27 protein-coding genes are annotated in these 25975 nt (G+C 41.5%); 23 read left to right on the top strand and 4 right to left on the bottom strand.

Annotation, left to right across the window (positions count from 1 at the left end; translation table 11 throughout):
* Positions 1–28: 28 nt before the first annotated feature.
* The 5 genes from BN3279_RS09585 to BN3279_RS09565 all read left to right on the top strand — a co-directional run bounded on the left by BN3279_RS09585 (position 29) and on the right by BN3279_RS09565 (position 4947).
* Positions 29–730: an 8-oxoguanine DNA glycosylase gene (locus BN3279_RS09585; protein ID WP_222860882.1), complete on the top strand. Its 702-nt coding sequence runs from the start codon at positions 29–31 to the stop codon at positions 728–730.
* The gene (locus BN3279_RS09580) at positions 727–1998 is read left to right on the top strand and encodes a PfkB family carbohydrate kinase (RefSeq protein ID WP_059050382.1); all 1272 of its coding nucleotides are present in this window, start codon (positions 727–729) and stop codon (positions 1996–1998) included. The genes BN3279_RS09585 and BN3279_RS09580 overlap by 4 nt, the downstream gene beginning before the upstream one ends.
* Complete coding sequence (locus tag BN3279_RS09575) at positions 1985–2632, top strand: 7-cyano-7-deazaguanine synthase (RefSeq protein ID WP_059050381.1); 648 nt, start codon at positions 1985–1987, stop codon at positions 2630–2632. Before BN3279_RS09580 ends, BN3279_RS09575 begins: the two co-directional genes overlap by 14 nt.
* A gap of 169 nt (positions 2633–2801) precedes the next feature.
* On the top strand, positions 2802–4217 hold the full coding sequence (locus tag BN3279_RS09570; protein ID WP_082673016.1) for a deoxyguanosinetriphosphate triphosphohydrolase: 1416 nt from the start codon (positions 2802–2804) through the stop codon (positions 4215–4217).
* A 22-nt stretch (positions 4218–4239) separates the two neighbouring features.
* Positions 4240–4947, top strand: coding sequence for a hypothetical protein (locus BN3279_RS09565; RefSeq protein ID WP_059050379.1), 708 nt, complete (start codon positions 4240–4242; stop codon positions 4945–4947).
* Between the two features lie 413 nt (positions 4948–5360).
* Here BN3279_RS09565 and BN3279_RS09560 read toward each other — a convergent pair whose 3' ends face one another.
* Complete coding sequence (locus tag BN3279_RS09560; RefSeq protein WP_059050378.1) at positions 5361–5759, bottom strand: hypothetical protein; 399 nt, start codon at positions 5757–5759, stop codon at positions 5361–5363.
* Between the two features lie 136 nt (positions 5760–5895).
* Between BN3279_RS09560 and BN3279_RS09555 the strand changes: the two genes are divergently transcribed.
* From BN3279_RS09555 to BN3279_RS09515, 10 genes are all read left to right on the top strand, one after another.
* Positions 5896–6243, top strand: a complete 348-nt coding sequence (locus BN3279_RS09555; protein ID WP_059050516.1) for a helix-turn-helix domain-containing protein — start codon at positions 5896–5898, stop codon at positions 6241–6243.
* Between the two features lie 232 nt (positions 6244–6475).
* Positions 6476–7006, top strand: a complete 531-nt coding sequence (locus BN3279_RS09550) for a restriction endonuclease (protein WP_232436800.1) — start codon at positions 6476–6478, stop codon at positions 7004–7006.
* 280 nt (positions 7007–7286) lie between these two features.
* Entirely contained in the window at positions 7287–7835 is a 549-nt protein-coding gene (locus BN3279_RS09545) for a type IV toxin-antitoxin system AbiEi family antitoxin domain-containing protein (RefSeq protein ID WP_232436799.1), read from the top strand.
* A gap of 51 nt (positions 7836–7886) precedes the next feature.
* Positions 7887–8138, top strand: a complete 252-nt coding sequence (locus BN3279_RS24350; RefSeq protein ID WP_262362524.1) for a nucleotidyl transferase AbiEii/AbiGii toxin family protein — start codon at positions 7887–7889, stop codon at positions 8136–8138.
* Complete coding sequence (locus BN3279_RS09540) at positions 8123–8797, top strand: nucleotidyl transferase AbiEii/AbiGii toxin family protein (protein ID WP_332310110.1); 675 nt, start codon at positions 8123–8125, stop codon at positions 8795–8797. The genes BN3279_RS24350 and BN3279_RS09540 overlap by 16 nt, the downstream gene beginning before the upstream one ends.
* A 393-nt stretch (positions 8798–9190) precedes the next feature.
* Complete coding sequence (locus BN3279_RS09535) at positions 9191–11434, top strand: U32 family peptidase (protein ID WP_059050377.1); 2244 nt, start codon at positions 9191–9193, stop codon at positions 11432–11434.
* A 427-nt stretch (positions 11435–11861) separates the two neighbouring features.
* The gene (locus BN3279_RS09530) at positions 11862–13640 is read left to right on the top strand and encodes a M3 family oligoendopeptidase (RefSeq protein ID WP_059050376.1); all 1779 of its coding nucleotides are present in this window, start codon (positions 11862–11864) and stop codon (positions 13638–13640) included.
* A 102-nt stretch (positions 13641–13742) separates the two neighbouring features.
* A complete protein-coding gene (locus tag BN3279_RS09525) occupies positions 13743–14312 on the top strand; it encodes an SF0329 family protein (protein WP_059050375.1) in 570 nt (189 codons plus the stop codon).
* A 119-nt stretch (positions 14313–14431) separates the two neighbouring features.
* A complete protein-coding gene (locus BN3279_RS09520; protein ID WP_059050374.1) occupies positions 14432–14794 on the top strand; it encodes a nucleotide excision repair endonuclease in 363 nt (120 codons plus the stop codon).
* Positions 14795–14962: 168 nt separating this feature from the next.
* Positions 14963–15886, top strand: a complete 924-nt coding sequence (locus tag BN3279_RS09515) for a GNAT family N-acetyltransferase (RefSeq protein WP_059050373.1) — start codon at positions 14963–14965, stop codon at positions 15884–15886.
* 77 nt (positions 15887–15963) lie between these two features.
* Here BN3279_RS09515 and BN3279_RS09510 read toward each other — a convergent pair whose 3' ends face one another.
* The gene (locus BN3279_RS09510) at positions 15964–16320 is read right to left on the bottom strand and encodes a DUF4190 domain-containing protein (RefSeq protein WP_059050372.1); all 357 of its coding nucleotides are present in this window, start codon (positions 16318–16320) and stop codon (positions 15964–15966) included.
* Between the two features lie 79 nt (positions 16321–16399).
* Between BN3279_RS09510 and BN3279_RS09505 the strand changes: the two genes are divergently transcribed.
* Positions 16400–16753: a cupin domain-containing protein gene (locus tag BN3279_RS09505; protein WP_059050371.1), complete on the top strand. Its 354-nt coding sequence runs from the start codon at positions 16400–16402 to the stop codon at positions 16751–16753.
* 46 nt (positions 16754–16799) lie between these two features.
* Complete coding sequence (locus tag BN3279_RS09500) at positions 16800–18356, top strand: hypothetical protein (RefSeq protein ID WP_059050370.1); 1557 nt, start codon at positions 16800–16802, stop codon at positions 18354–18356.
* A 171-nt stretch (positions 18357–18527) separates the two neighbouring features.
* Here BN3279_RS09500 and BN3279_RS09495 read toward each other — a convergent pair whose 3' ends face one another.
* Complete coding sequence (locus tag BN3279_RS09495; RefSeq protein ID WP_059050369.1) at positions 18528–18980, bottom strand: HEAT repeat domain-containing protein; 453 nt, start codon at positions 18978–18980, stop codon at positions 18528–18530.
* Positions 18981–19310: 330 nt separating this feature from the next.
* On the opposite strand from BN3279_RS09495, the gene BN3279_RS09490 reads away from it, so the two are divergent.
* The 6 genes from BN3279_RS09490 to BN3279_RS09465 all read left to right on the top strand — a co-directional run bounded on the left by BN3279_RS09490 (position 19311) and on the right by BN3279_RS09465 (position 24466).
* Positions 19311–19586 (top strand): AbrB/MazE/SpoVT family DNA-binding domain-containing protein, encoded by a 276-nt coding sequence (locus BN3279_RS09490; RefSeq protein WP_059050368.1) that lies wholly within the window; start codon positions 19311–19313, stop codon positions 19584–19586.
* Positions 19587–19910, top strand: coding sequence for a type II toxin-antitoxin system PemK/MazF family toxin (locus tag BN3279_RS09485; protein WP_059050367.1), 324 nt, complete (start codon positions 19587–19589; stop codon positions 19908–19910).
* Positions 19911–20043: 133 nt separating this feature from the next.
* The gene (locus BN3279_RS09480) at positions 20044–21783 is read left to right on the top strand and encodes an ABC-F family ATP-binding cassette domain-containing protein (RefSeq protein WP_059050366.1); all 1740 of its coding nucleotides are present in this window, start codon (positions 20044–20046) and stop codon (positions 21781–21783) included.
* Positions 21784–21830: 47 nt separating this feature from the next.
* On the top strand, positions 21831–23279 hold the full coding sequence (locus BN3279_RS09475) for a DEAD/DEAH box helicase (protein ID WP_059050365.1): 1449 nt from the start codon (positions 21831–21833) through the stop codon (positions 23277–23279).
* A gap of 36 nt (positions 23280–23315) precedes the next feature.
* Positions 23316–23792, top strand: a complete 477-nt coding sequence (greA, locus tag BN3279_RS09470) for a transcription elongation factor GreA (RefSeq protein ID WP_059050364.1) — start codon at positions 23316–23318, stop codon at positions 23790–23792.
* A 125-nt stretch (positions 23793–23917) separates the two neighbouring features.
* Positions 23918–24466 carry a cupin domain-containing protein gene (locus BN3279_RS09465; protein WP_059050363.1) on the top strand — a complete coding sequence of 183 codons (549 nt, stop codon included), beginning with the start codon at positions 23918–23920 and terminating at the stop codon, positions 24464–24466.
* Between the two features lie 9 nt (positions 24467–24475).
* Here BN3279_RS09465 and BN3279_RS09460 read toward each other — a convergent pair whose 3' ends face one another.
* Entirely contained in the window at positions 24476–25951 is a 1476-nt protein-coding gene (locus BN3279_RS09460) for a DHA2 family efflux MFS transporter permease subunit (protein ID WP_059050362.1), read from the bottom strand.
* Between the last annotated feature and the right edge of the window lie 24 nt (positions 25952–25975).

Genomic DNA, 25975 nt, shown 5'->3' with positions numbered 1-25975 from the left:
TATGGTAAATACTCATCATGCAAGTGTTGTGTTAAAGGAATTATGGGATGTGTATGGCGGTTCAATAGAGCAAGAGTATAGTTCATTAAAAAAAACAAAAGAGCATGTCCTTGATGAATTTTTCTTTGTTTTATTAGGTGGTTTCGGAATAAGTTATGAATTGAATTTTTCAGGTCTTCAGGTCCTTAAAGAGCAGGATTTATTTAATGAATCTTTCTATCAAGAAAAAAATATGCTAAACATCATTGAAGAAAAGATTAGAGGAGAGTTTTCAAAAAAACAATTTTCTCCAGCTACTTCCAATGGTCAGCTAAGAAAGTATAGATATACCGAGACAAAACCTAGAATAATATCCAATGCTTGCTACTGGTTATGGGAAGATTGTGAATGGGAGCTTCAAGAAAAATTACAGTCTTTGAATTCTTGTGAGTCAAGAATGTGGTTATGTAATTGCCCTGGAATAGGTATGAAGTCTGCAAGTTGGTTATTAAGGAATACAGGGTTTAGTGAAGACTGTGCTGTGTTTGATGTTCATATTATAAAATTCTTAACCTATTTGGGATTTCAAACTGATCAACCACTAACTGAGAAAATATATTTGAAATTAGAAGATGGATTACGAAAAGTGTGTAACAGCATAGGAGTATCTTTAGGAAAGATGGATTACTTATTATGGCTTTTGTCTAGAAATGGGTTTCTTGATTACGCAAATCGAGGTGAACGTGTATGAGTCTCGCTGTATTTGGAGAAATTGGATTGGATCTTTTACTCGATAGTGATGCAAGAATAACTCCTAGAATTGGTGGGGCTGGTTTGTATGCGGCTATGGCCGCAGCAAAACAGGGATTAAAAATAGACTTTTTCACTGTTTATGGGCCTGAAATTGAACAATACAGCCTGAAATTTTGGAAAGTTATGGGGATTTCAACACAGCAATCATTGTATTTGGATAATTATAGTGTGCCCAGATACTTAGTAACGGGATACAAAGCTTTTGAGCATAAAAACAGCACACCAATGACTGATGTGAAAATGGGGGTGAATTATAATCCTTCTCTAAACAATGAGTGTAAAGGTTTGTTACTGTTTCCCCTGGACCACTCCTTCCCCGAATCTATGTGTAGACACGCATTTGAAAAAGGCATTCCTATATTTCTGGATCCGAAGCCTAATGATAAATCTATAAAGCAAGCCAGAGGAATCCTAAAATATGTAACAGTACTTTTAGTAAACGAAGAAGAAGCACTGTTGTTATCAGAATCATTGGAGATTAATGAGGCCATTAGGAAAATAGAGAAAATGGGACCTAAGTACACAATAATTAAAAGAGGTCATAAGGGCTGCATTTTGGTTCAAGGTGAAAAAACAATTGAAATTCCTGCATATAAAAGTAATGTTGTTTGTACTCTTGGTTCGGGAGATGCTTTTGGGGGGGCTCTTGCAGCTACATTTTTGGAAACTGGGGATATTGAATATAGTGTTCAGATTGCAAATTGCGTGGCAGCTAATTTTATTGAGAGCTTCGCTATTGAGACATTAATTGACAAAGCTGGCGTAGAAAAAGATATCCATTATCGTGAGAAGTTTATAATTAATGAAGCTAGTCCAAAAAGAATATATCTAGCGGGTCCATTCTTTAGCAAGCAAGAATTAGATTGGGTTCGCCATGTTGAAAATAGATTGGAAAATGCTCGATTTACTATCCTATCTCCTTCAAGAGAAAATGGTGTAATTAATAATGATACATCGCTTGAGCAAAGATACAATATCTTCCAATCTGATATTAATCTTTTAAACTCTGCTGACATTGTGATAGCCCTATTAGATCATGATGATCCAGGCACATGCTTTGAAATAGGGTATGCTTTTCAAAAAAAAATCCCTGTATACGGTTATAAAACATCTCAAAAAAGCCCAAATAATATGATTCAATTTGGGTGTGTTCAAACAACTGATAATATTGAAGAACTAATAAGGGTCTTATATGAACAAAAGTAAAGTTGTACTGCTATTTTCTGGTGGAATTGACTCTACGGTCCTTTATTATTGGCTGAATGATGCCAATTTCGATGTTTTTCCTATTCATATTAATTATGGACAAACTACCTATTTAGGTGAAATAAATGCTATTAAAGAGTTGATCTTAGATTTAGGAGAATTTATACGGCCACCTTTTTTCATAGAGGTTCCGGGTCTCAGGCAAATAGGTTCAGGTACACTAGTCGGTGAATTTGTTTCAGATAATTATTCAATTGATAAATGGAACAAGGATGAGTTTTTTCCGAATAGAAATATGATATTCATTTCTATCGCTGCCTCTTATGCATTTAAAATAGGGGTTCATAGGATAGCTATTGGAGTGGTGGGCGAGAATACTTATTCCGATACAAGAAGCTCCTTCATTAATAGTATTACCACTACACTGTCCGAATCGTTAGCAGATTTTGAAATTATAGTACCATTTGTTGATCATAACCGTAAACTTGTGTTAGATGAATCAATAAGGCTAAATGTCCCGATAGAAAAAACATTTTCTTGTAATTGTCTAGGAGATAGACACTGTTTATTGTGTAATAGCTGTTTAGACAGGCAGCATGCTTTGGAATGGCTGGGAAAGCAGAATGCATTTTAGTTATAAGACCAGCTTCTATCGCTGGACTTATCTACTCTTATTATACCAAACCAAATTGACTATCTATGAAATTCAACCTACTAACTAGATGCGGTCAAACGTGGAGTGATTTAACTAATGCTTCTTGTTTAAATTTTATTTATAATTGGAGATGAGTAGGTTGCCAAGAATGGAATGGAGAAAATTGCTTAATAGTAAAAGAGTAAGAAAATCAGAATCACTATATCCCAAATTACACCGGAATGAATTTGATAAAGATTACGAAAGAATCGTTTATTCTTCCTCCTTACGTCGTTTACAAGATAAGGCTCAAGTCTTTCCACTTCAGGAGAATGATTTCACTAGAACGAGACTTACACATTCTCTGGAAGTAGCTTCTTTAGGAAGATCAATTGCTTGGGAGATTGCTGTTTGGTTATTGGATGAAAAGAAGGTATTTAAAGATTTTTGGAAAGCAAAAGAACTAGCTTCTTTAGTAGAAGTTACTTGTTTAGTTCATGATTTGGGAAATCCACCATTTGGTCATTACGGAGAAGATATTATTAGAAATTGGTTTCAAAACTGGTTTCAAAGTGATACTTTTAAAGAAATAGAGAAAAAATATATTGAAAATGGAGATATCCCCCTGAATGAGCAACAAATGAATGATTTTAAACTCTACGAAGGAAATGCGCAAGCTATTAGAATATTATCTAAACTTCAATTCTTAAATGATCAATTTGGAGCAAATTTCACCCTTGGTTCATTAGCAACTTTAATGAAGTATCCATGGGCGTCAGATCACGAACTCGCTATTAGCAAGAAAAAGTTTGGTTATTTTTACTCGGAACGGGAATTGTTTGATAAATTAAATAAAGAGGTTGGGATCGGAGAACAGAGGCATCCAGCGACTTATTTACTTGAAGCTGCGGATGATATCGCATATTTATCAGCAGATATTGAGGATGGAGTTAAGAAGGGCTCTGTTCCTTGGGATGAAATTTATGCTGATACAATTAAAGAATTTTTTAAAAAAAATTATCCAAAACAATATGAAAATCTAGAAACAAACAAGATTAAAGCTTTGAAAAATAAAGTTCCCGATAAAAAATTAGTTGGTGTCCAAAATTTCAAAGTTGTTGCTCAAGGCATTATGATTAATGCGGTTGTTGAATCTTTTAAAGATAATTATGATTCTATTATGGAAGGTACCTTTGAGGGAGATCTATTAGAAAAATCATCTGCAAAAGAATTGAAGAGAATATTGAAAAACATATCAATTGAATATTGTTATAAAAATTCTGAGGTATTAACTCTTGAGTTAGTAGGGGATAGGGTGCTTACTGATTTATTGAATTTATTTGTTAATGCTGTAGTAAATATTGATGAAAAGCCAAAAGCAAAATTGAGGGAAGAAAAAATATATCATTTGATATCGGCTAATTTTAAACATATCCAAACATTAAAAGATGGTGTACCAACGCTAGAGATTGATCAACTATCATTATATATGAGATTGTTATTGGTTACAGATTTCATTTCTGGGATGACAGATTCCTATGCAGTCAATTTACATCAACAACTTATGGGAATAAAGCTACCATAAAATCTAAAAAAAAGGTGATCATATGGACACCGAAATAACGATAAAACATGAAATCTTGGGATTACTAAAAACACACACTGAAGCAAGTAGATTTATAGAATTACTTTCTCAAATAGGAGAGTTACTATTTTTTGGTGGATCCATAAGGGATTATTACATTAATCAGAAGTATGAGACTTTACCTCGTGATTTTGACATAGCCATTAAATTTGATTCGAATAATTCTAAAGAATCTAATAGCACGCTTCAATATATATTGAAAAACTATAACTATAAAAAAAATCGTTTTGGTGGTTATAAAGTACAGGTAGAGCATATAGAATTTGATATATGGGACATGAAAAATACTTGGGCTTTTAAAGAAGAGAAGTTGGTTCCTAAAGAAGAAAATTTAGTAAAGACGGTTTATTTGAATATAGATGGAATAGTATATAATTTTAATAAAAATATTCTTTATTACGATGAGATAAATAAGTCCTTAGAGGACAAATTGATAGACATAGTACTGGATGATAACCCTCAAAAAAAATTAAATTTATTACGAGCTATTGTATTTAAAAAGAAATACAACTTGCAATTTTCTTCAGATCTTATAGATGAATTCAAAAAAAACATAAAAAGTAAAAGTGATTTTAGTAATGAACTTTATTTGCTTCAATTTACTCATTATAAGGAAGAACGTTTAAATATAGAGGAGATACGAAGAGAACTTTCTACAATGACATGGTAATTATGTATAATTTCCAAATGAGATGTGATTTCTGACGTTAACCGTGTACGAGCATAGAAAATCGTCTCTGTGGAAGAGGGAATTGGATTGGTCTTAGGTTACTCTCCAGATAAGAACACCTTTTTAAATATAGCTTATGTAAAAGTAGTTGTAAGCTAAAGTAGATAACTTAAAATAAATGCTTCATTAAAGCTTTTTGTCTATCTCATAGAGTATCTTAGCCACTATAAGCTACTGCAGTCAGGATGTTGAACTTTATTATAAGTGACGGGATTTTTTAAAAGAAGAACTCGCAGGCACCTGTATTTAAAGCATGTGGGCCATTGGAGAAGTTAAGATCTCGCTCGGCCGGATCATTGCGTAAACGGGCTTCTGCGAGTTTATTTGTGCTTCAGAGTGCCCTCCACGAGCTGCTAAGTCGATTTTATTAAATTCATTAATCTCCATCCAACCACATTCAAAATATCCGCAGTTTTTTCAATCAGCATATCCGCAATTTTTCGATCTAAAGTAAAGTCTTCTTCCGAATAACATAGGAGATCAATTTTATGTACTAGGTCAGCAATTTCGGGATCGATATTGAGGTTTTTACATATAAGCAAAAGGAAATCATCAAAGATGATATCTTGGCTATATGGATTGGACTTGTTTTCATAAATATACAGAGCACGTGCTGTGGACGTTAGCACTAAGTTGCATAGTATGAGGGAAGTTTTGAACTGATGCTTGTTTCTCATCAAATAAGCCAACTGCATATAATGGTTAGCTAATTTTTGATAATTCATTATTCTGTAGCAGATATCTTTTTCCATCAATTCACATCCTTAGAGGTAATTCGGATACACCTTAATGATACATATAAATATTAAAAATACAAATGATATCTATATATCGGTGTTTACTCTCAGGAATCTTGTCTACACTTTTGACTTAGAGAGGGTGTATGACGTGAAAGATAAAGAAATATTAAAGCTCGTAGGCGCTCGTATTCGAATATTGCGTAAAGAAAGGGGCCTGTCCCAAGAAGCTCTAGGAGAAAAGGGAGGGTTTCACTTTTCATATATTGGTCAGGTGGAAAGAGGGGAGAAGAACATCTCCTTGCTCAATTTAACCCAAATTGCTGAAGCACTTGAAGTTAATTTGATTCAACTCTTTTCTTATGTGGATGAGAAAATTGAAGTTACATCAACAGATAACAGTATTCAAGAGGTTGTTGAAATGCTTCGAGAAACTACGGATGAGAAGATAAAACTGGCTAAAAACGTATTGAAGGAAATTTTAAAAGCGAACACTTAGGAATTTAGAAAAGACTTTTCGGGGTTAAAGGAGTATTTATGAAAGAAATCATCGGGTTTATACTACTAATTATTGTTTTAGGTGTTATATCTGGCTTGCTGCAAGGTACTAAGAAAAAAAACGTAGCCGCTCTCCAAGTAAACGGAAACCAACAGATAAGAAGGGGACTTCCGCTTCATTCAATCGTTCTTCGACAACATGTAGGCCGGATGAGGTTATCATTAGCGCACCTTTGGATCAAATCAATGGAGCAGAGTTTGAAAGATTGTTGTCACTCTATTTCCGGGATCAAGGCTATGCGGTAAAAGAAGTGGGCGTTGGTGGAAGAGATGGCGGTGTAGATTTGGTTATCATTGATAAACGAGGCGAGAAGACTGCCGTACAAGCCAAATGTTACGCTGAGCATAATAAGGTGCAGGTGATGACTGTCAGAGAACTGGTGGCTGCCAAGCGTAATCATGATTGCATCCTCTCCCTGCTCATTACTACTTCTGATCTTACCGCTGATGCGAGACGGGAAGCCGAACAGTTCAAAGTTGATTATTGGCATGGAGGACTTATAGAGAATAAGCTCCGAGCTTGGGGGAAATGGCAACCGGGGAAAGGGAACAAGAAGCCTAAAAAAGCTACTCCAACTGGTTCAACTGTTAAAACCATAACTTGTGCCTGCGGCGCACCGATGGTTGCACGTAAGAACAAGGAGGGAAAGGCCTTTTGGGGATGTAGCACCTACCCTGTTTGTAGAAAAACAAAAGCAATGTAATTCATAAATCAATTGCAGACTAAGACACAAACGACCGTCGAGAAGGCAGCTTTCACTGACTTTTTGGACGGTCGTTTGTATGGATTGGCCTCTATTTGCAGTTATATGCGAGAATGACCCTAACGTCGAGAAATGGTTGGAATCATCTTCATAGGGTATTTTTCTGCTCTTACGTCTAAGTGCAGAGGTTTTCGTGAATAATAAAAGAAAATCATAAAGCAATCTCGAATATTTTTATGATGAGATTTTTCTTTATCTATCTGTGAATGGTGGTGAGTGCATGAACGAACAAATTATTACTGCGGCAATGCAAGTGCTGGAAGAACATCATGGCTTTGCTCGGACGAAGGAGTTTATTACGGCTGGTATATCTCCTTATTACATAAAAAAGCTGGAGTCCATTGGCGAAATTGAACGGATTAAGCAAGGAGTTTATCGACGGGCTGGTCAAATTAACGAACTGCCCAATGAAATGGTTGAAGTATCCAAGCTAGTTCCCAAGGGGGTTATCTGTCTTCTCTCTGCCCTCTCCTACTATGAACTGACAACCTATAATCCTTGGGGATATCACGTTGCTATTCATCGCGGCGGTAAAAAACCAAAGCTTCCAGACTACCCGCCCATTAAAATAATTTATTTGGCAGATGCTCAGTTCAACATAGGTATCGATGAGATTAGTATTGATGGCTCGGCAGTTAAAATTTATGACCGTGAAAAAACAATCTGCGACATGGTGCGGTACCGCGAAAAGATTGGTATTGATTTGATGAAGGAAGGGCTGAGGAATTATCTTCAATTCCGTCATAACCAGGCTTGTCTCTTATGCTGATAAGCTACGGATTCGAACTGTTTTGCAAAAGTATTTGGAGGTGCTGATCTGATGAGTGAGATTAAGAATATCCCCGCCTCTATTTCAGAACGCTTGAAAAATATAGCGAAGAAATCAGGAAAATCATTTGATACGTTGCTGCTCCTTTATTTTCAAGAGCGTTTTTTATATCGCTTGTCCATCTCCGGTTACAGGGATAAATTTATTTTGAAAGGCGGCTCGTTCCTATTCTCACAAACTCAATTTAAAGCTCGCTCAACCAAGGATGTTGACTTCTCGCCAGACAGATTGCTAATGAGTTAGACATATTAAGGGAGTCATTTGTTACGATTTGCTCCATACACGTTCCTTCAGATGGCATTATGTTTCAACTGGATGAAATGACAACGGAGAGAATTAAAGAGGATGCTGACTATGAGGGAGTAAGAGTCAAAGTAACGGCTCTTCTAGGGCGAATGAGAAAGAGCTTGCAGTTTGATATCGGGTTTGGTGATGTCGTAGTTCCGAAGCCGCAGCTTATCGACTACCCTGTTTTGCTTGATATGGCAACTCCACAGGTGCAAGCCTACTCGAAGGAATCCGTCATTTCAGAAAAATTTGAAGCGATGATTACATTGTCGGTAATGAACAGTCGGATGAAGGATTTTTATGATATCTATATCCTGCTAACGACTAATGATTTTGATGGTCGCATTCTTTACGAGGCAGTGTTTGAAACATTACAGCGACGAGGTACAGTATTGGAAAAAGAACATCCTTTGTTTATTGCAGATTTTGCTGAGGATGAGAGTCGGACAAAACAATGGCTGGCTTTCGTACGCCGTTTAGGGATTGATGAACCGCCTGCATTTAAGATTGTAATGACTTATCTTGTTGATTTTCTTAAGCCTATCTATCAATCAATACTTAACGAGAAAGAGTTTTTTGGTCATTGGAGTTGTATAGACAGAGCTTGGATGTAACAGGGTACAGAATATTCACAAAAAAATGAGGATAACTGGTGGCTGCCAAACGCAATCATGATTGCATCCTCTCCCTGCTCATTACTCCCTCTGATCATACAGGGAGCCCGGGCCTCCCAGGACCAAAACACAAAGGACCGTCGAGAAGGCAGCTTTCACTGACTTTTTGGACGGTCTTTTGTATGGATTGACCTCTATTTTCATGGGGGGCAGGGAAAGTAAGAAACCCCATAGATATATGTGATCTTCTGCTTATGTTTTTTGCAGTTTAGAGTGTAAGATAGGTTTCGTAAAAAGGTAGTCTAGGAAAACTTGCCGTTACAGCGAGCACCTAGAGCCATACACAAGCAACCCTAGATTCCCGCAAATTTATGGGTTCATACGGAGGACAAAATGACTGAATTATTAGCTCCAGCAGGAAATATGGAGGCTTTAAAGGCTGCAATATCCAATGGTTGTGATGCAGTATACTTAGGCATGAAAAAATTTGGTGCACGTGCATACTCATCTAATTTTGATTTGGAATCGTTAGAAGAGGCTGTTGCGTATGCGCACCTGAGAAATATTAAAATCTATATCACCATGAATACTATCGTTTTCGAGAACGAGGTTGAGGAAATGAAGGAGCAAATACGCCAATTAAATGATGTCGGTGTGGATGGTATTATCGTCCAGGATCTGGCTGCTTTCAATTATATCGTGAACAATTTTCTTGACATGGAGGCGCATTGTTCAACTCAAATGGGGATAGACGATTTAGACGGAACTTTATTATTTAAAGAGCTTGGTGCCAAGCGAGTGGTTCTATCCCGCGAGGTTGAGATGAAAAAAGTAAAAGAGATCAAAAGAAAAGCTGAAATCCCTTTAGAAATTTTCGTTCACGGTGCTTTATGTGTATCTTATTCGGGGAACTGTCTAATGTCAGGATTAATGGGCTATCGAAGTGCAAATCGCGGAAGATGTGTGGGCTCTTGCCGTAAGGAATATGAACTGGTGGATAAGACATCAGATATCTCTTTTGGGAAGAACCATATTCTGTCTACTAAGGACTTGAACACCATCGACTATATCGAGGATTTAAGGGAAATCGATTCTTTAAAAATAGAAGGTCGAATGAAAGTGCCTACATATGTTGCTAATGTTGTATCCAAATATCGCCTGGCCTTAGATCATACAATCACCGAAGAGGATAAAGAAGATCTGAAAAAAACATTCAATAGAACATTCACCAAAGGATATTTATTCCGCGAAGATAAGAGAGATATTACGAATATCTTAAGACCTAATAACTTTGGCTATGAAATTGGAACCATCAGCAAGATGATTAAAAACATGTACGAAATCACACTTACACGTCCTTTAAATCAGAACGATACCATCCGAATAAGTCACAACAAGGAAGATGTTAATTTAACGGTTGCCAAGCTGTACGATAAAGAGGGCGAATTAATTAACAAAGCCGATCATGTCTGCTACATCAAAATCAAAGAAAAGCTGTCTGTGGGCGATCTAGTGTATAAAACGAAGGATTATTTCTATAACAAAGAATTAGAAGCATCCCTGGAAAAAGAATTTAAGCGATTTGACCTCGATATTAGAGTATATGCACGTCCAGATTCAAAGCTATTCATAGATGCGGAGGGCTTAGGCTTTCATTATTTCTATGAGAGCGAGGAAATACTAAGCGAAGCCATTAATAATCCAACCACAAAGGAGCAGGTAATCAAGCAATTCTCAAGATTAAATGATACGATATTCCAGCTTCATCAGGTGGATTTTGAAGAATGCCATGCGTTTATCCCAGCTAAACTGTTAAATGCAGCAAGAAGGGATATTGTAGTGGGCTTATATGACCTAAAGCTTAACAGCCAAGAGAAAAGAACCAAGGCTTGGGAAGCAAAAGAAAAAATAAGCTTTGCCCCTAAAAAGCCATACCTTACGGCCTCTGTAACGACGAAGGAGCAGTATGATGCTTGCGTGAACTGTGGAATCGAGGAAATCTATTTTAACAACGTGGTTAGAAGAAATCAGAATCATTATAAGGAAAAAGAAGGGCAGCTACTCATCGGAGGGTACGGTGGAATTTATCACTACAGAGGGAGCAATCCGTTTGTTACGGACTATTCGCTAAATGTTGTTAATGCTACCAGTTGCTATGAATTACACAAATTGGGCGCGCGACGAGTCACCTTATCTTATGAATTGAATAAGAGTCAAATTGAAGATTTAATGAATGCCTATGTTGAAGCAAATGAGGGCTATCCCGCACTGGAAATGATTGTATACGGCAAGACGCCTTTGATGTTTACAAAATATTGCCCGATGAAAAAAATGGATCTATGCAAGATTTGCAAAACAAAGAGCTACGAGTTAAAGGATGAGCACGGAACGTTCCCGATCATTTCCCATGATGATTGTACAACGACTCTCCTTAATGGGAAGACGCTTAACCTTCTGGATGAGTTGCCCAATCTCAAAGGAATCGAGGCGCTCAGATTAAACTTCACCGTTGAATCCAAAGAGCAGGTTATGAACGTCATTCATATGGCGTCAGGTAAATTAAATGGCTCGATGAATCAGGCTACCTTTAATCAGGAAACAGACACAAGAGGACATTTTAATAAAGAGATTGTGTAGGCAGCCTGCCACCCCTTGATCTTACCGCAGCGTCAATTGCTAGAATAAACCTAGAACTCGGAAGGGAGTCTTAGGGATGAACAGATCTGTTGCCATAATTGGGGGGAATGGGAAAGCCCTATGGTTATGGCATGTGTGTGACCATACCGGATGGTGTCGGGGGGCTTTACGCTTTGACTTTGATGGAGCCTGTGAAAGCAAATAACTAACCGGGTCCCCAAACCAACATAATCCTAATCTAGCGCGATGTGCTATAATTCTGACAATAAAAACTTGCCACGGACCGGTTGTCTCCATCCCATGTCATAACCGGCTGAGTTTATACCAACCCTAACGAAGGAACAGGACGTGCAAACATGTGAGATCCATGCTGAACGCTACTGAGATAACCAACTAAATAAGCCCAAGGGCTAAGGAGCGATTGAGCATGGAGATGACATGGGAGCTGGAGAGCTTGTATCCGTCCTTCGGATCGGAGAAGTATGAGGAAGACCAGACGCGGGCGACGGCGCTCGCACAGGATTTAAAGGAATGGACGGCGCAGCATCTGGATGAAGGCAGCCGCATAGAGGCATTACGGACGCTGGAGACTTATTTAACGCGTTATGATGCATATCGGAGTATTTATCTTTGCCTCTTCAGTTATGCGGAGCTGCGATTCAGTATAAATGGTAGTGATAATGAAGCCATGAATGCGATGGATGAGCTGGAACAGGTGGAGGCCGTGGCTGAACAAGCCCATAACATATTCGGCAAATGGCTTGCCGAGCTGGAGAACTTGGAGTCTCTGGCCGCAGAGTCGGCTTATGTGCGTGGTCAGCTTTTCTATTTGCAGAGATTACGGCAGCAGTCTACGCATCGACTAGGGCAAGAGGCAGAGACAGCGATAACCTTGATGCAGAGCACGGGCTCCAAGGCGTGGGGGAGACTGTACATGCGGACCATCTCTGGCTTGCGCCAAGATATAGCTGTTGGCGGGAAGACCCGGAGTGTGGGGCTATCGGATCTGCAAAATCTGGCTTATGACAGTGACATGGCTGTGCGTAAAAAAGCATACGCCTTGGAGCAGGAAGCCTGCGCGAGCGTGGCAGAACTGAGTGCGGCTTGTATTAACGGCGTGTATGGGGAAGCCATTGCGATATATGGGTTGCGGGGCTACGCCTCTCCGCTGGACAAGGTGCTAGAGGCCTCTCGGATGGAGCGAGGCACGTTAGAGGCCATGATGACGGCGATTCGTGAAGGACTGCCTTCTTTCCACCGCTATTACAGAACTAAAGCGCGGTTGCTGGGGCATTCCGGGGCTTTGCCCTTTCATGACGTATTTGCCCCGCTGGAAGGCGAAGCTTCCGCTCTAATATCTTACTCCACAGCGAAGGATATCATCGTGTCTGGATTCCAGCGGTTTAGTGCGGAGCTAGGCAGATTCGCTGAGCGTGCGTTCCAGGGGCGCTGGATCGATGCAGAACCGCGTGCGGACAAAGGCGGGTTCGGGATGTGCGTCGATATTTTCCCGATTGGCGAAAGCCGGATCATGACTAGCTTCAATGGCCATTATATCGATGTCAGCGTGCTGGCGCATGAGCTTGGACACGCCTACCACAGCAGTTGCCTGATTGGACAACCGATGGTGAACACGGATTATCCTGTGCCGCTTGCAGAGACAGCATCGATTTTTTGCGAAAGCCTTATTCAGCAGGAACTGCTTGAACTTGCGCCGAAGGGCGAGTCATTGGCATTGCTGGAACGGGCACTGTCTGATGCCGGTTATTATATCGTTGATTTCTATGCTCGTTATTTGTTTGAGAGTCGGCTATATGAGCGGAGACAGCTCGGGGCGTTGTCTGTTCAGGAGTTGAACAGCTTGATGCATGAGGCGATGGTGGAGGCCTACGGTAATGGCGTGGATACGGCAAGCATTCATCCTTACCCGTGGATCAGCAAAGCCGGTTATTATATGGCGGGGAATGAGTTTTTGAATTTCCCGTATTCCTATGGCTTGTTGTTCTCCAAAGGCTTGTACGCCCAGTATAAGAAGCAAGGCGATGATTTCGTGCAGCGGTACCGCACGTTTCTTGAAGCCAGCGGACGCACTACTGTTGCGGAAGCTGCAAGGCTCATGGGCGTTGAGCTGGATTCACCCGCCTTCTGGCGGGAGGCGATGGCTCTGCTTGCGGAGGAGATTGAAGCCTTTGCCAACGAGGCATAACATCCCGAGCCGGGGTATACAATAACAAATCTTTAAGAACAGGGTCATCCATTTGAGGATGGCCCTGACCCGGAGGTATCGCAGACTTAAAAGGAGGAGCACATGAGCTGGAGTAAATTAAAGCAAAATTTGGATCAGTTTCTGAGTCCTTCATTAGCTGAAAGGGTGGAATACCGTTCGACAAGCTATCGGTATTTGCCTGATCGGGCGGGGCTTTGTCATATAACGGTGGACAAGAGAAATATCTTTAACATGAAGGAGACCACCAGCCCCATCAAGTGGTATCAGACGGAGCTGGAGATCAAAAACGACCCTGATATCAGGGTTGTCGTTAACGAAGAAGAGCTGGATGCATTAAGGAAAGAGACTCAGGGAAAGGTGCCTGAGGAGCGTCTGGTAATCATGGCCGAGAACCGAAGAAAAACCGAGTGTGCAAAGGAGCTTTTAGCGGCCCAGACAGCGCTCAGCAAGTCCAATTTTACCGTTGTAGCCAACCAGTTCCTAGCTCGCCCCATCGAAGAGAGTCTGGAGAGCAGGGATATATTGCTGAATGTCCTGGCTCTCGTGGACAGACGTGTTGGTAAAAAGCGCTTGCTGAATATGGCCGTGAGAATCAAGGCCAAGCATCCGGCGGTACAATATTTTTATGAGCTGAGGCTGAGTACGTTCTAGGAGGTCGGTTGAAAATATAGGCATCGTAACAAGTAGGGTATAATGACATCATGTAGTAAGCTTGGAGTACGAGCACCGTATACAATCTAATCTAATACAGGAAAAGGAAGTAGACAATTATGATCAGTATCATCATTCCCACCCCCGATGTTACCATTACGAAACAAATTGCTCCTCAGGAAAGCAACATTTACGGCTTCACCCAATTTCACCTGATTACTAGAGAGTTAGGTGGGATTTTTATGTTTTATAACGATAAAGATGAATTGTTGTTCGTGGGAAAGGCTAGAAAGCTAAGACCGAGAATAAAAAAGCATTTTGAGGATTCTGTATCCCCGATCAGAATGCATAGAGACGAAGTAACGAAAATTGAAGTTTGCATCGTTGAAGATCCTGTCCACAGAGAAATTTACGAGACGTATATCATTAATGAAGGCAAGGCCAAGTATAACGAAGACAAAGTATTTTTTAGGCAGGCTTAACTCGCAATGACTGGCTGCCATCTGGCGGCCTTTTTTACTTTCAGCTTCATCATTGATTTATCAAAGCCCTTTAGCAAGGTCTTTTTTTTATTAAGTAGATCTCTACCTATGAAGAGGAAAGAATCCCCCCTATAATAGATACAGAGTGGAATCATGGAGGGGATAGACATGGGAGTAATTAGTGAAAAGTATGTCGATACATGTGAAAACTTTAACAAGGTGCATGCGTTCCTAAGAAAAATGATTACGTTAACAGGTAAACTTCAAACCTGGGAATTTGTCAGATTAGAGTTTTGGAAGTGGAATGAAGCAGCCAAAAGCACAGACCCCAACTTTATGGAGAATCATGCCAACTTGTGGAAGAATGAAGCCGATGAGGTGGTTGGCCTTTTCATTTCCGAATATGGTGGTGATTTCTTTAGTTTGGTTATCCACCCTGATTATCCGCATATAGCCAAGGATATGGTATCATGGGCCAAGAATGTTTGGGGTAAGGAAAATAAGAGGTTAACCACTGACTGTTATGATCATAGTTTGGAGGTTCAGGCATTATTGGATGCTGGTTTCAAAAAAGATTCTCATATTGGAAATACAAGAAAATACGATCTTGAGCATACCGAATATGCCCTATCCTTAGAGGAAGGATACTCCATTAAATGCATGAAGGAAGCAGGGAACTACGAAGGGAAGCTTGATTTAATTCAGCAAATATTCCCGGATTCCCGTTCAGGGAAAGCCGTTTATTGGAGAAAGGATATACCATCCTATTGTGAAGAACTTGATTTATCGGTTGTTGATGATCAAGGGAACCATATAGCTTTCTGTTTTGGATTTGTGGATAGAGAGAATGGTGTCTCTGTTATTGAGACCATTGGGACTCATCCGGATTATCAGCAGCGTGGATTCGGAAAAGCTGTTGTTACAGCATGCTTGATGCAACTGAAAGAACAAGGTGTGAAAACTGCCTATATTACGGGGTTCTCCGTTGCCGCTAATGCGTTATATCAATCCCTGAAGCCTGTGGAGATTGTACCACTTTATTCCTATAGCTATGGGAATGTGGAACAAGGACACGACTGCAAGGATTCATAAATGCAATTCCTCCTAAGTTAAGCTACTGGATACCTGCACAGACCGCTTTCCAGTATCGGAAAGCGGTCTTGTCATGTCTACGCATTATTAAAAGCATACATAAAGCTAATCAAAAAAGAGATAACAAAGGCAAGCACATTGAGAGTTGTGGCGACGATTCCGCATACCAATCCTGCAGTTGCCATGCCGCGGCCCCGTAGCCGAGTTCGCTTGATTTCTTTTAAAGATAAAGAAGATAACACAATCGCAACGATCCCACTGGAGAAGCCAACGATTCCAAGGAATAGGATACTTCCAAATGGTAAAGTAATTAAGGATAGGATACCTAGGATCAAAGAGGGAGTTGCTTTACTGCTCACCTTTGCCTCTGGCGGAACTTGAGATGGGTTTAGCGGAGAAAACCCATGTTGCGGTTCTTGGTAATTGTTATTCAACGAAGATCCTCCTATGATTAAGTCATTATTTCTATTATACTTCTCGTAGTCAATCACTGTATGAGGGGGATTCTCTAATATGAACATTACGAAAATATCTAGAGATAATGCGGAACATTTTACTTGGGGAGATCACTGTGACGGTTGGCGGTTAGTGAAAAGTGATGGTCTGAGTGTGATCCATGAGTCTATGCCAGCAGGTACTTTTGAGGTGAAGCATTACCACCAGAAGGCAAGACAATTTTTCTTTATTTTATCCGGGACGGCGACGATGATTATAGATGAAGAGGTAATTATTTTGGAAGCAAAGGAAGGTGTGGAGATTCCCCCATTAGTTCCCCATCAAATGTTGAATAAATCGACTAGTGAAGTGGAATTTATGGTGATCTCTCAGCCGAACAGCAGTGGTGACCGGATTAACGTTAGCGAATAGATTAGGTAAAATATCTTATAATTTTTAGAGGGTAGGAACATTAGTAATGATAAATGAAAACAAACAGCGTTACCGCTTTAGTGAAGCACCTATATGGAACATTCAGCGGGAGTACTACGAAGATAAAGGAACAAAAGCCTGGAACAATGACCAGGTTCCTCAATATATAACGAGTAATCCGATGATTGCTGCTTCCTATGCGGAAATGATATTCGGATTTCTTCAGGATCGCGCCAATAAGGAATACAGTTCGGAACCGGTTACGATTGTGGAGCTAGGAGCAGGAGCGGGGCGATTTGCCTTCCATTTGTTAAATGAGTTGTGCCAGTTAAGGGATTATACCGGGATTTCATTACCTCCGTTCCGTTATATTATGACGGATTTGGTGACAAATAATGTTATGGCCTGGATGGAGCACCCCGCGCTTCAAGCTTATATTGCCGAAGGGATGCTCGATTTTGCGACATTCGATGCGGTTCATGATACGGCTCTGAACCTTGTTGTATCGGGTACAACGATTCGTGAGGGAGATTTACAGCAGCCTTTAATCGTGATTGCCAACTACTTTTTTGATAGCCTTCCTCAGGAGTTACTTTATGTGGGCGAGGGTCGAATTTATGAGGTGGATGTTTTTGTTGAGTACCCCGAGCACCACGCATCTCTTAAACCGTCTGACTTATTAAGCCAAATCTCCCTGCATTATGAGCATAGGCAGGCCCCGGAGTATGAGCAGGACACCTTCCCATATCGGGATGTCATCGCAGTCTATCAGGAACAACTGGAAGATTCGCATATTTTGTTTCCTGTCGCTGGACTCACTTGTTTAGAGCGTTTGAATCGGTTATCTCAGGCTGGATTTATATTGATAACGGCAGACAAGGGGGATCACCTGCTGGATAACTGGAAATTTGCTGAACCGCCAGAGTTGATCCTGCACGGAAGCTTTTCTTTAACGGCCAACTACCATGCATTTCAACATGTTTTTGAACAAAGGGGAGGCATGGCGTTATTTCCCCCGCATCATTATAAAAATATAAATGTGGGCTGCATTCTCGCTGTAGATAAACCGCTGGACTATTTCAATACCCGATTAGCTTATCGTCAATGTGTTATACGCTTTGGTCCGGATGAGTTTTTCAGCTTGAAAATGGGGATAGATCGCAATCTGGATAACATGGGACTACAAGAGATTTTAAGTTTTTGGCGTTTGGGTGGATATGATGCTGAATTTTTCATTCAAAGTACGAAGCGAATCTCTAGTCTATTGCAGGATGCAGACGATGGGGAGAAACAGGATATTTTAAGAGGTATACGGCTGATGTGGTCCTGGCATTACGTCATGGAGCAGCGTTATGATTTGGCACTGGATGCGGGATTAATCCTGTTTGAGTCGGAAATGTACGAGGACGCCAAGCAGTTCTTGGAAATCTCGATAGAGCAAGAACAAGATGAAGTCGTATCGACCGTATTTTATTGTCTGGCTATTTGTTGTTTCGAGTTAGAGTTAGACGAAGAAGCTCTCGAATACTTGCGGAAATTAATCGAGCTTGAGCCTGATCATGAAGAGGCATTGGCATTGTTAGGCCATTTTGAGTCGAATTAGTTGAAATAATCACGAGTGGTTCACATCAGCAGGCTTTGAGCAAGTTGAAGGGTGTACTTAGAGAAGTATGGCTGGACGGACGAACGCCAAACAGAATCGATTTGCGAAGTTTCATTCCAGAGGGAAGAGAGGCCGTCCGCCACAGCTATTGCATTAATGCTTAAACAGCGTCTATCTTCTAGCCAAACTCTCCCAAATTTCATGTAGCCAGGAGTCGAAGTCAGTAGCTTTGTCGCCCTCGTAAGTATCATAAATATCCAGACGTGTCTTTTGCAGCTTTTCCTTAAACTGCTCGAATGTGTGACCTTTAGGAAGGCTTTTCTTGATCCGCAGCAAAATTTTGTTAAGGCCCTTAAATAGCTCACCCTTATTTTTGGTAGGGGGTTGTACATCTTCATCCAGCTGCTTCAGCTTTAAATAGGCAGCTTCGCGCACCTGAAACACTTGATCACTTGTCAAAACATTTTGCAGCAACTTAATGGTAGGGGGTGTTTTCCAGTCCCCCAATTCGTTCACCGCATCCAATCTTTCTCTCCAGCTTGCTGTCCGATTAACCGCTCGTTTGAGCTCCTTAAAATTTTCCGGCAGTTCGCTGATTTCTCTAACATCAGGGTTGTTCGTCAAAGTTCAATCTCCTTAATCATTGCCATCTCGGCAGAATGATGAATGTTATTTATGTGAAAACTATTATATCACGAACCTGACTAAACTACTCCTATGAAGCAAGGAACGATGCGGAAAGATATGAGGATAAGACGTGTGTGTACTTATCTAGTCCCATACTAGGGGAGGAGGAGACGTTACCCAACGTCACACACCATCATGCGAGTCGATCGATTGCTGTCCATGCTGCTGATCATCTCCGGCATTGGCATTGTTAGGCCATTTTGAGTAGTATGATTTCCTGATTCCATGTATATACTGGTATATACATAGTTTCGGGGGTGTGATAAAATGAGAGAAAAGAATCGAAAAAAGGAGGGACTCTCCATGTCGACCACCGTACAAAAGTGGGGAAACAGTTTAGGTATTCGTATTCCTAGTCAGATAGCAGAAAGGATTGCGGTTAGTCAAGGCTCGGAAGTCGACCTCATTGTGAGTGATGATCATTCGCTCATCGTAATACCAAAAAAGAAAAAGCCGACGTTGGAAGAATTATTGGCCCAATGTAAAGTGGAAAATCGGCATGATGAAATAGATTTTGGTGTAGAAGGGAAGGAATTACTTTAAATGAGTGCGGATCGAGGCGACCTAGTATGGATAAACTTTAATCCCCAGGCGGGTCACGAGCAGGCGGGGAGAAGATCGGCCATCGTGCTCTCTCCAAAGGCTTTTAATGAAACGACGGGGTTTGTTTCAGTGTGCCCAGTCACTCATACAGTTCGAGGCTGGGGATATGAAGTGCTCCTTCCTGAAGGATTGGTATTTAGCGGAGCCATATTAACGGACCAGGTCAAAAATCTGGATTGGCGAGCTAGACGAATTGATATCGTTGGCAAAGTCCCGAACGATGTAGTCAACGAGTGCATAGATAAAATCCATACATTTTTGTAGCAGGTTCCGTACTAGCCACTAATATGTGTAAAAGACACACCCAAGCGGGTGTTTTTTAATGAATAAACTAGAGAACCGTGTTACTCTGAGTAACGGTAAGCTCAAAATTTAGTTATAAAGAAAGGTAACACTAATGATAAAAGTTGATCACTTATCTTTCTCGTTTCCGCAAAAAGAACTATATACAGACATTTCATTTACGCTTGAAGAGGGGCAGCATTGCGCCTTTATAGGAACAAGCGGCAGTGGGAAAAGTACGCTGATTGATATCCTAATCGATCCGGAAAGATATTTGTTCGATGGCAAATTAGAGATCGATCCAAATTGCCGAATTGGGCATGTCAGTCAGTTCCCACAAGTAGACAAAGCTCAAGACACAACTGTTTTTGAATATATAGCAGAAGCCTTTCTTAGGCTACAGAATGAAATAACATTGATTTGTACGGAAATGGAAACCTCATCGGATTTAGACTCACTATTGGAAAAGTATCAACTCGCATTAGATGCATTCGAATCCATGGGTGGCGATGATTTTGAAAGTAGCATTCATAAGCAACTAAATGTAGCCAACCTTATGAAGCTGAAAGATCAAAGGGTATCTGACCTAAGTGGTGGAGAACTCAAGCTCATTCAAGTGATGAAGGAGATGCTTGTTAATCCAGACTTAATAATTATGGACGAGCCCGATGTATTTTTAGACTTTGAAAACCTAAATGCGCTTAAAAAACTTATTAATTCCCATAAGGGAATGCTGCTGGTTGTTACGCACAACCGCTATCTATTGAATCATTGTTTCAACAAAATAATACATCTTGAAAATAAGGAGATCCAGGAGTTTGATGGGCGATATATAGAGTATAACTTCTCCTTACTTCAGACCAAAATTGAGCTGCAAGAGCTGGCATTCGCTGAACAGGAAGAGATTGAGCGCAACGATACGATCATTGATAATCTTAGGGCGATCGCAACTTATAATTCAGACGCAGCCAGAGGTAGAGCGTTAAAGGCCAGAGTCAAGTTTCAAGAAAGACTGGAAGCACGCAGAATTAAAGCGCCGTTTGTTGATATCAAGCAGCCCAATATTAGCTTTGGCATGGATCATGAAATGGGAGATACTCTAGTTGTACAGGTTAATAATTATAGTGCTGCCTTTGATGAGTTGCTGTTACACGAGGTTAACTTTGAAATAAATTCTACAGATAAAGTAGCTATTATCGGTGCGAACGGTACCGGAAAAACGACTTTACTCCGAGAAATCTTCAACAATAATCATGATTCGATTGAAATTAATGCGGATGTGAAAGTGGCTTATTTATCTCAACACCAAGGCGAAACGCTAAAGGATTCGAATACCATACTGGATGAATTCATCGATGCCGGATTTAAAACTTATGATGAGATTAGATCGTATCTTCTAAACTACGGCTTTGAAGGGGAAATCCTGAATCAAAAGATCGAATCTTTATCCGGTGGAGAAAAAAACATGCTGCAATTAGCTAAAGTTGGGGCCAGTCAAGCAAACCTACTACTGCTTGATGAACCGACAAGTCATTTAGACATCTATGCTCAGATTGCACTGGAGAAAGCCATTCAGGACTACAAGGGTGCAATTCTTATGATTTCTCATGATTTCTATTCCGTGGTAAACGGTATGGATTATGTGTTAATCATTGACGATAAGAAGATTAGAAAAATGAGTATGCGGAAATTCAGAAAGATGATTTATGCCAGTCATTTTAATAAAGACTATTTAGAAATTGAACAAAAGAAAAAGTCAGTTGAAATGAAAATAGAACTGGCTTTGAAAGAGACTAATTTTGAACTTACCAAAGGTTTGCTGGATGAGCTGGAGGATCTGATCAAGCTGCTTTAAATGTATAGGGAATGGACCAAAGTTGATTAATTAAAAGGGGTTTACTTATGAGCGAGCAAGGCTTTAAAGATTATAAATTAGGCGAGGACATTACCCGGTCATTGGACAGCTTGGGGTATCATCAACCCACGGAAGTTCAACGCAAGGTGATCCCCTTCGCTCTGGAGAGCAAGGATATGACCGTCAAGTCTCACACGGGAAGTGGGAAGACCGCGGCTTATGGCATTCCGATCTGCGAGCTGATCGCATGGGAAGAGAATCGGCCTCAGGCCCTGATCTTGACGCCAACTCGTGAGCTTGCCGATCAGGTTACGCAGGATATTATGAATATCGGACGATATAAACGAATCAAGGCGACTGCCGTGTATGGAAAGCAGCCATTCGCCAAACAGAAGGTGCAGCTACAGCAGAGAAACCACGTCATTGTAGGCACACCTGGGCGGTTAATTGATCATATCGAGAAGCAGACCATCGACTTGGAGCAGATCAAGTTTCTAGTCATCGATGAAGCCGATGAGATGCTGAACATGGGATTCATCGAGCATGTGGAGAAGATTATTCGCGAACTGCCCCAGAATCGAATGACCATGTTATTCTCGGCGACGTTGCCGAGGGACGTGGAGCGTTTATGCCATAAATATATGAATCACCCATTGGACATCGAGGTACAGACCGAGGCAAGAACGACAAGCCAAATCGAGCATTCACTGTATTCGGTCAGAGACGAGAACAAGCTTAAATTGCTCCGGGAGGTCACGATCGTTGAGAATCCGGAAAGCTGCATTATCTTTTGCCGTACGCAGATCAGGGTTGAAGTGGTGTATAAAGAGCTGCATAAGCACGGATACCCCTGCGGCAGAATTCATGGGGGAATGGAGCAGGACGATCGCACGGCAATGATGAACGCGTTCAAACAAGGCAATTTTCGCTATCTGATCGCAACGGATGTCGCTGCGAGAGGGATCGACATTGAGAGCATCAGCCATGTCATCAACTACGATTTTCCGCAAGAGAACGAGAGCTATGTCCATCGAACCGGACGAACGGGAAGAGCTGGACAATCGGGGACAGCCATTTCCTTCGCCACACCAACCGAAGGGAAATTTGTTGCTAACGTTGAGCAATATATAGGGTTTGAGATCCCGACGAGGAGCCAACCTTCCAAGGAAGAAATCGCACGTCATACCCCTGCATTTGAGTCGAAGATGAAGAACCGTCGAACGGTCAAGAAGGGCCAGGACTCTCGTACGAATCGGGAAATTCTGAAGCTATATTTTAACGGGGGGAAGAAAAAGAAGATCCGAGCGGTAGACTTCGTCGGTACAATTGCGAAGATTGAAGGGGTGTCGGCCGATGACATAGGGATCATCACGATAGAGGAGAATGCCTCCTACGTGGATATTCTCAACGGCAAAGGGCACCTCGTTCTGGGTAAGATGAAGGACACAACCGTCAAGGGCAAGCTGCTGAAAGTGCATGAGGCGAACCGGAAATAAACAAATCAGATAAATAATTTAAATGGGGGTAGCGGCATGGCAGAAGAAGTAATATTAACACAGGATGGATTCGACAAGTTACAGGCGGAACTCGACGACCTTAAATACGTGAAACGCAAAGAGCTGGCGGCGCGTATCAAGCTGGCCATTAGTTATGGCGATTTGAAGGAGAATAGCGAGTACCATTCAGCTAAGGACGATCAGGCTTTTATGGAGACACGCATTATCATTTTGGAGAAAATGCTGAACAATGCCCAGATTGCAGATACGACTCATACTAGTTCAAGCACGGTTCACGTGGGCTCTAATATTGTATTAAAAGATATCGAGTTCGGCGACACACTGGAGTATCAAGTTGTTGGACCTGCTGAAGCAGATGTGGTGAACGGTAAGATCTCTTATGAAAGCCCGCTTGGTAAAGTGCTGATAGGTAAAGCCATCGGCGATACTATCAACGTAGATGCACCGATGGGCATTATTCAATACGAGCTGTTGGAAATTAAGGGGTGGTAGTTCTAACCCGCTTATAAGATACGCTCCTCTTTTTTGCTGACTACTACTTTAGTAGGACCTCAATTATCTGGGATTCTACTATGATGTGGAGAGCAAATGGAATAAATATAGAGGGGCGAGTAGGGATGAAACAAACCGTTATAAATCAAGTCACGGGTGAACAGATTACTTTTTTGGAAACAGCAGACGATACAAATGGAAAGTATTTATTGATTGAAGTTGCACTCCCTCCATTTGGGAAGGGACCACCGCTTCATATTCATGATCAGTTTGAAGAGGAATTCGAGGTCCTTACGGGGACGCTCACCGTAACCTTAAATAAAGCCAAGCATGTATTGCAACGGGGTGACCGCTGCATGGCTCCCCTCAGAACGCCTCATACCTTTACCAATGAGCATGAGCAGCCCGTTCTATTCCGTGTTCGGCTTACGCCTCCGAGCAAGTTCGAGCAATCAGTGCGCATTCATTACGGGCTTATGGACGATGGGCTGACGGATGAGAAGGGTAATCCTCGTTCACTGGCTCATACCGCCTTGGTCTTAACCCTGCAGAACACCCTGATTGTGGGCATTCCCCTCTGGATTCAGCGCTATCTCTTTGCAGCCATTGTCAAACGTGCCCGTAACAAGGGAGCTTATGTGGCCCTGGAAAAGTATACGGGAGAGCAGATGTAATCCATGAGGCTACAATACGGAATCCTCCTTGCTGGCTGAGTTGGCTGGTTGCTCCACGGAAATTTTGCGCTTCATCGGTATAAATAAGGTGATGGCAAGCGCGGCAATGGATAAAATCATCATAAAATAGTAGGCGTCGCTCGCCCCTAAAATCGATGCCAGGGCTTTGAGTTGCTCGGTCGTAGTAGAGGCCTTGTTCTGCATCAGAGAAGCCGCATGACTTGTCGCCTGATTAGTATAAATGGTAATGACGACAGCCGTCCCGATGGCCCCGGCAATTTGCCGTATGGTATTACTGACTGCGGTGCCATGCGTACCCAATTCTTTGGGCAATGCATTAAGTCCGGCCGTATTGAGCGGCATAGTAATAAAGCTTAAGCCTAGTCGTAGGAAGATGGTTCGAATTACGAGATACATATAGGTGGTGGATGCCGATAAATCGGTTACGGCCCACATGGCGGGTATAATGAACAGTAGGCCTGTGATAAATATCGGCTTCGCCCCAAATTGATCGTACAATTTGCCGGTGATGGGTGACATGAACGCATTCACCAGTGCACCCGGCAGGAGTAGAAGCCCGGCTTCCAATGCTGTGAAACCACGGCCCTTCTGTAAATAGATAGGCAATAAAATCATGTCCGCGTACATCATCATGGTGATTAGCAGGTTAATCAGGGACGTTAAGGTAAAGATTTTATGGTTAAAGACAGACAGGTTCAGCAAAGGGTCACCCGATCTGATCTGACGAATACAGAACAAGGCCGTTACAAGAGCTCCAATTGCCAAGGTAGCAATGACCAGGGCATCCCCCCAACCTTTACTCCCCGCACTACTAAAGCCATAGAGAATCAAACCAAAGCCCATCGTCGATAAGAGAACACTTAGCATGTCAAGCTTGGACCTGGAAGTTTCAGATACGTTTACTAAGAACTTGATGGCCAGCAGGATAACAATAACGACAAAAGGAATGAGGCCAATAAATAACCAGCGCCAGGAATGATATTCCACAATAAATCCCGAGAGGGTTGGCCCGATGGCAGGAGCGAATATCACGGCCAGTCCGAGCAGCCCCATCGCCCCACCGCGTTTCTCCACCGGGAAGATGGCGAGCACAACACTCATCAGGAGTGGTATGATAATGCCGGCACCCACGGCCTGAATCATTCGTCCGGCTAAGAGTACGCTAAAGCTGGGAGCTGCAGCACAGATGATAGACCCGGCTAACAAAAATAACATAGAACTTAGAAATAATTGGCGTGTGGTGAAACGTTGCATTAAATAGGCAGTAACGGGAATCAATATTCCGTTAATCAGCATATAGCCTGTTGACAGCCATTGAACGGTGGTGGCAGTAACATCGAATATATCCATTAGGCTACTTAAGGCCACATTCATTAGCGTTTGGTTAAGCATAGATAAGAAACAACCCAGGATTAAGATGGTTAGTAGAATCCCTTTGTTTACTTCCTTCGTTTTTTCTTGCATAGCGGAGCCTCTCTTCATTGCTTT

Origin of the sequence: Paenibacillus senegalimassiliensis, from assembly GCF_001486585.1 — a bacterium.
GTDB lineage: Bacteria > Bacillota > Bacilli > Paenibacillales > Paenibacillaceae > Fontibacillus > Fontibacillus senegalimassiliensis.
Note: the sequence above shows the minus strand (reverse complement) of the source record. Positions and strands in the feature narration are given on the sequence as shown.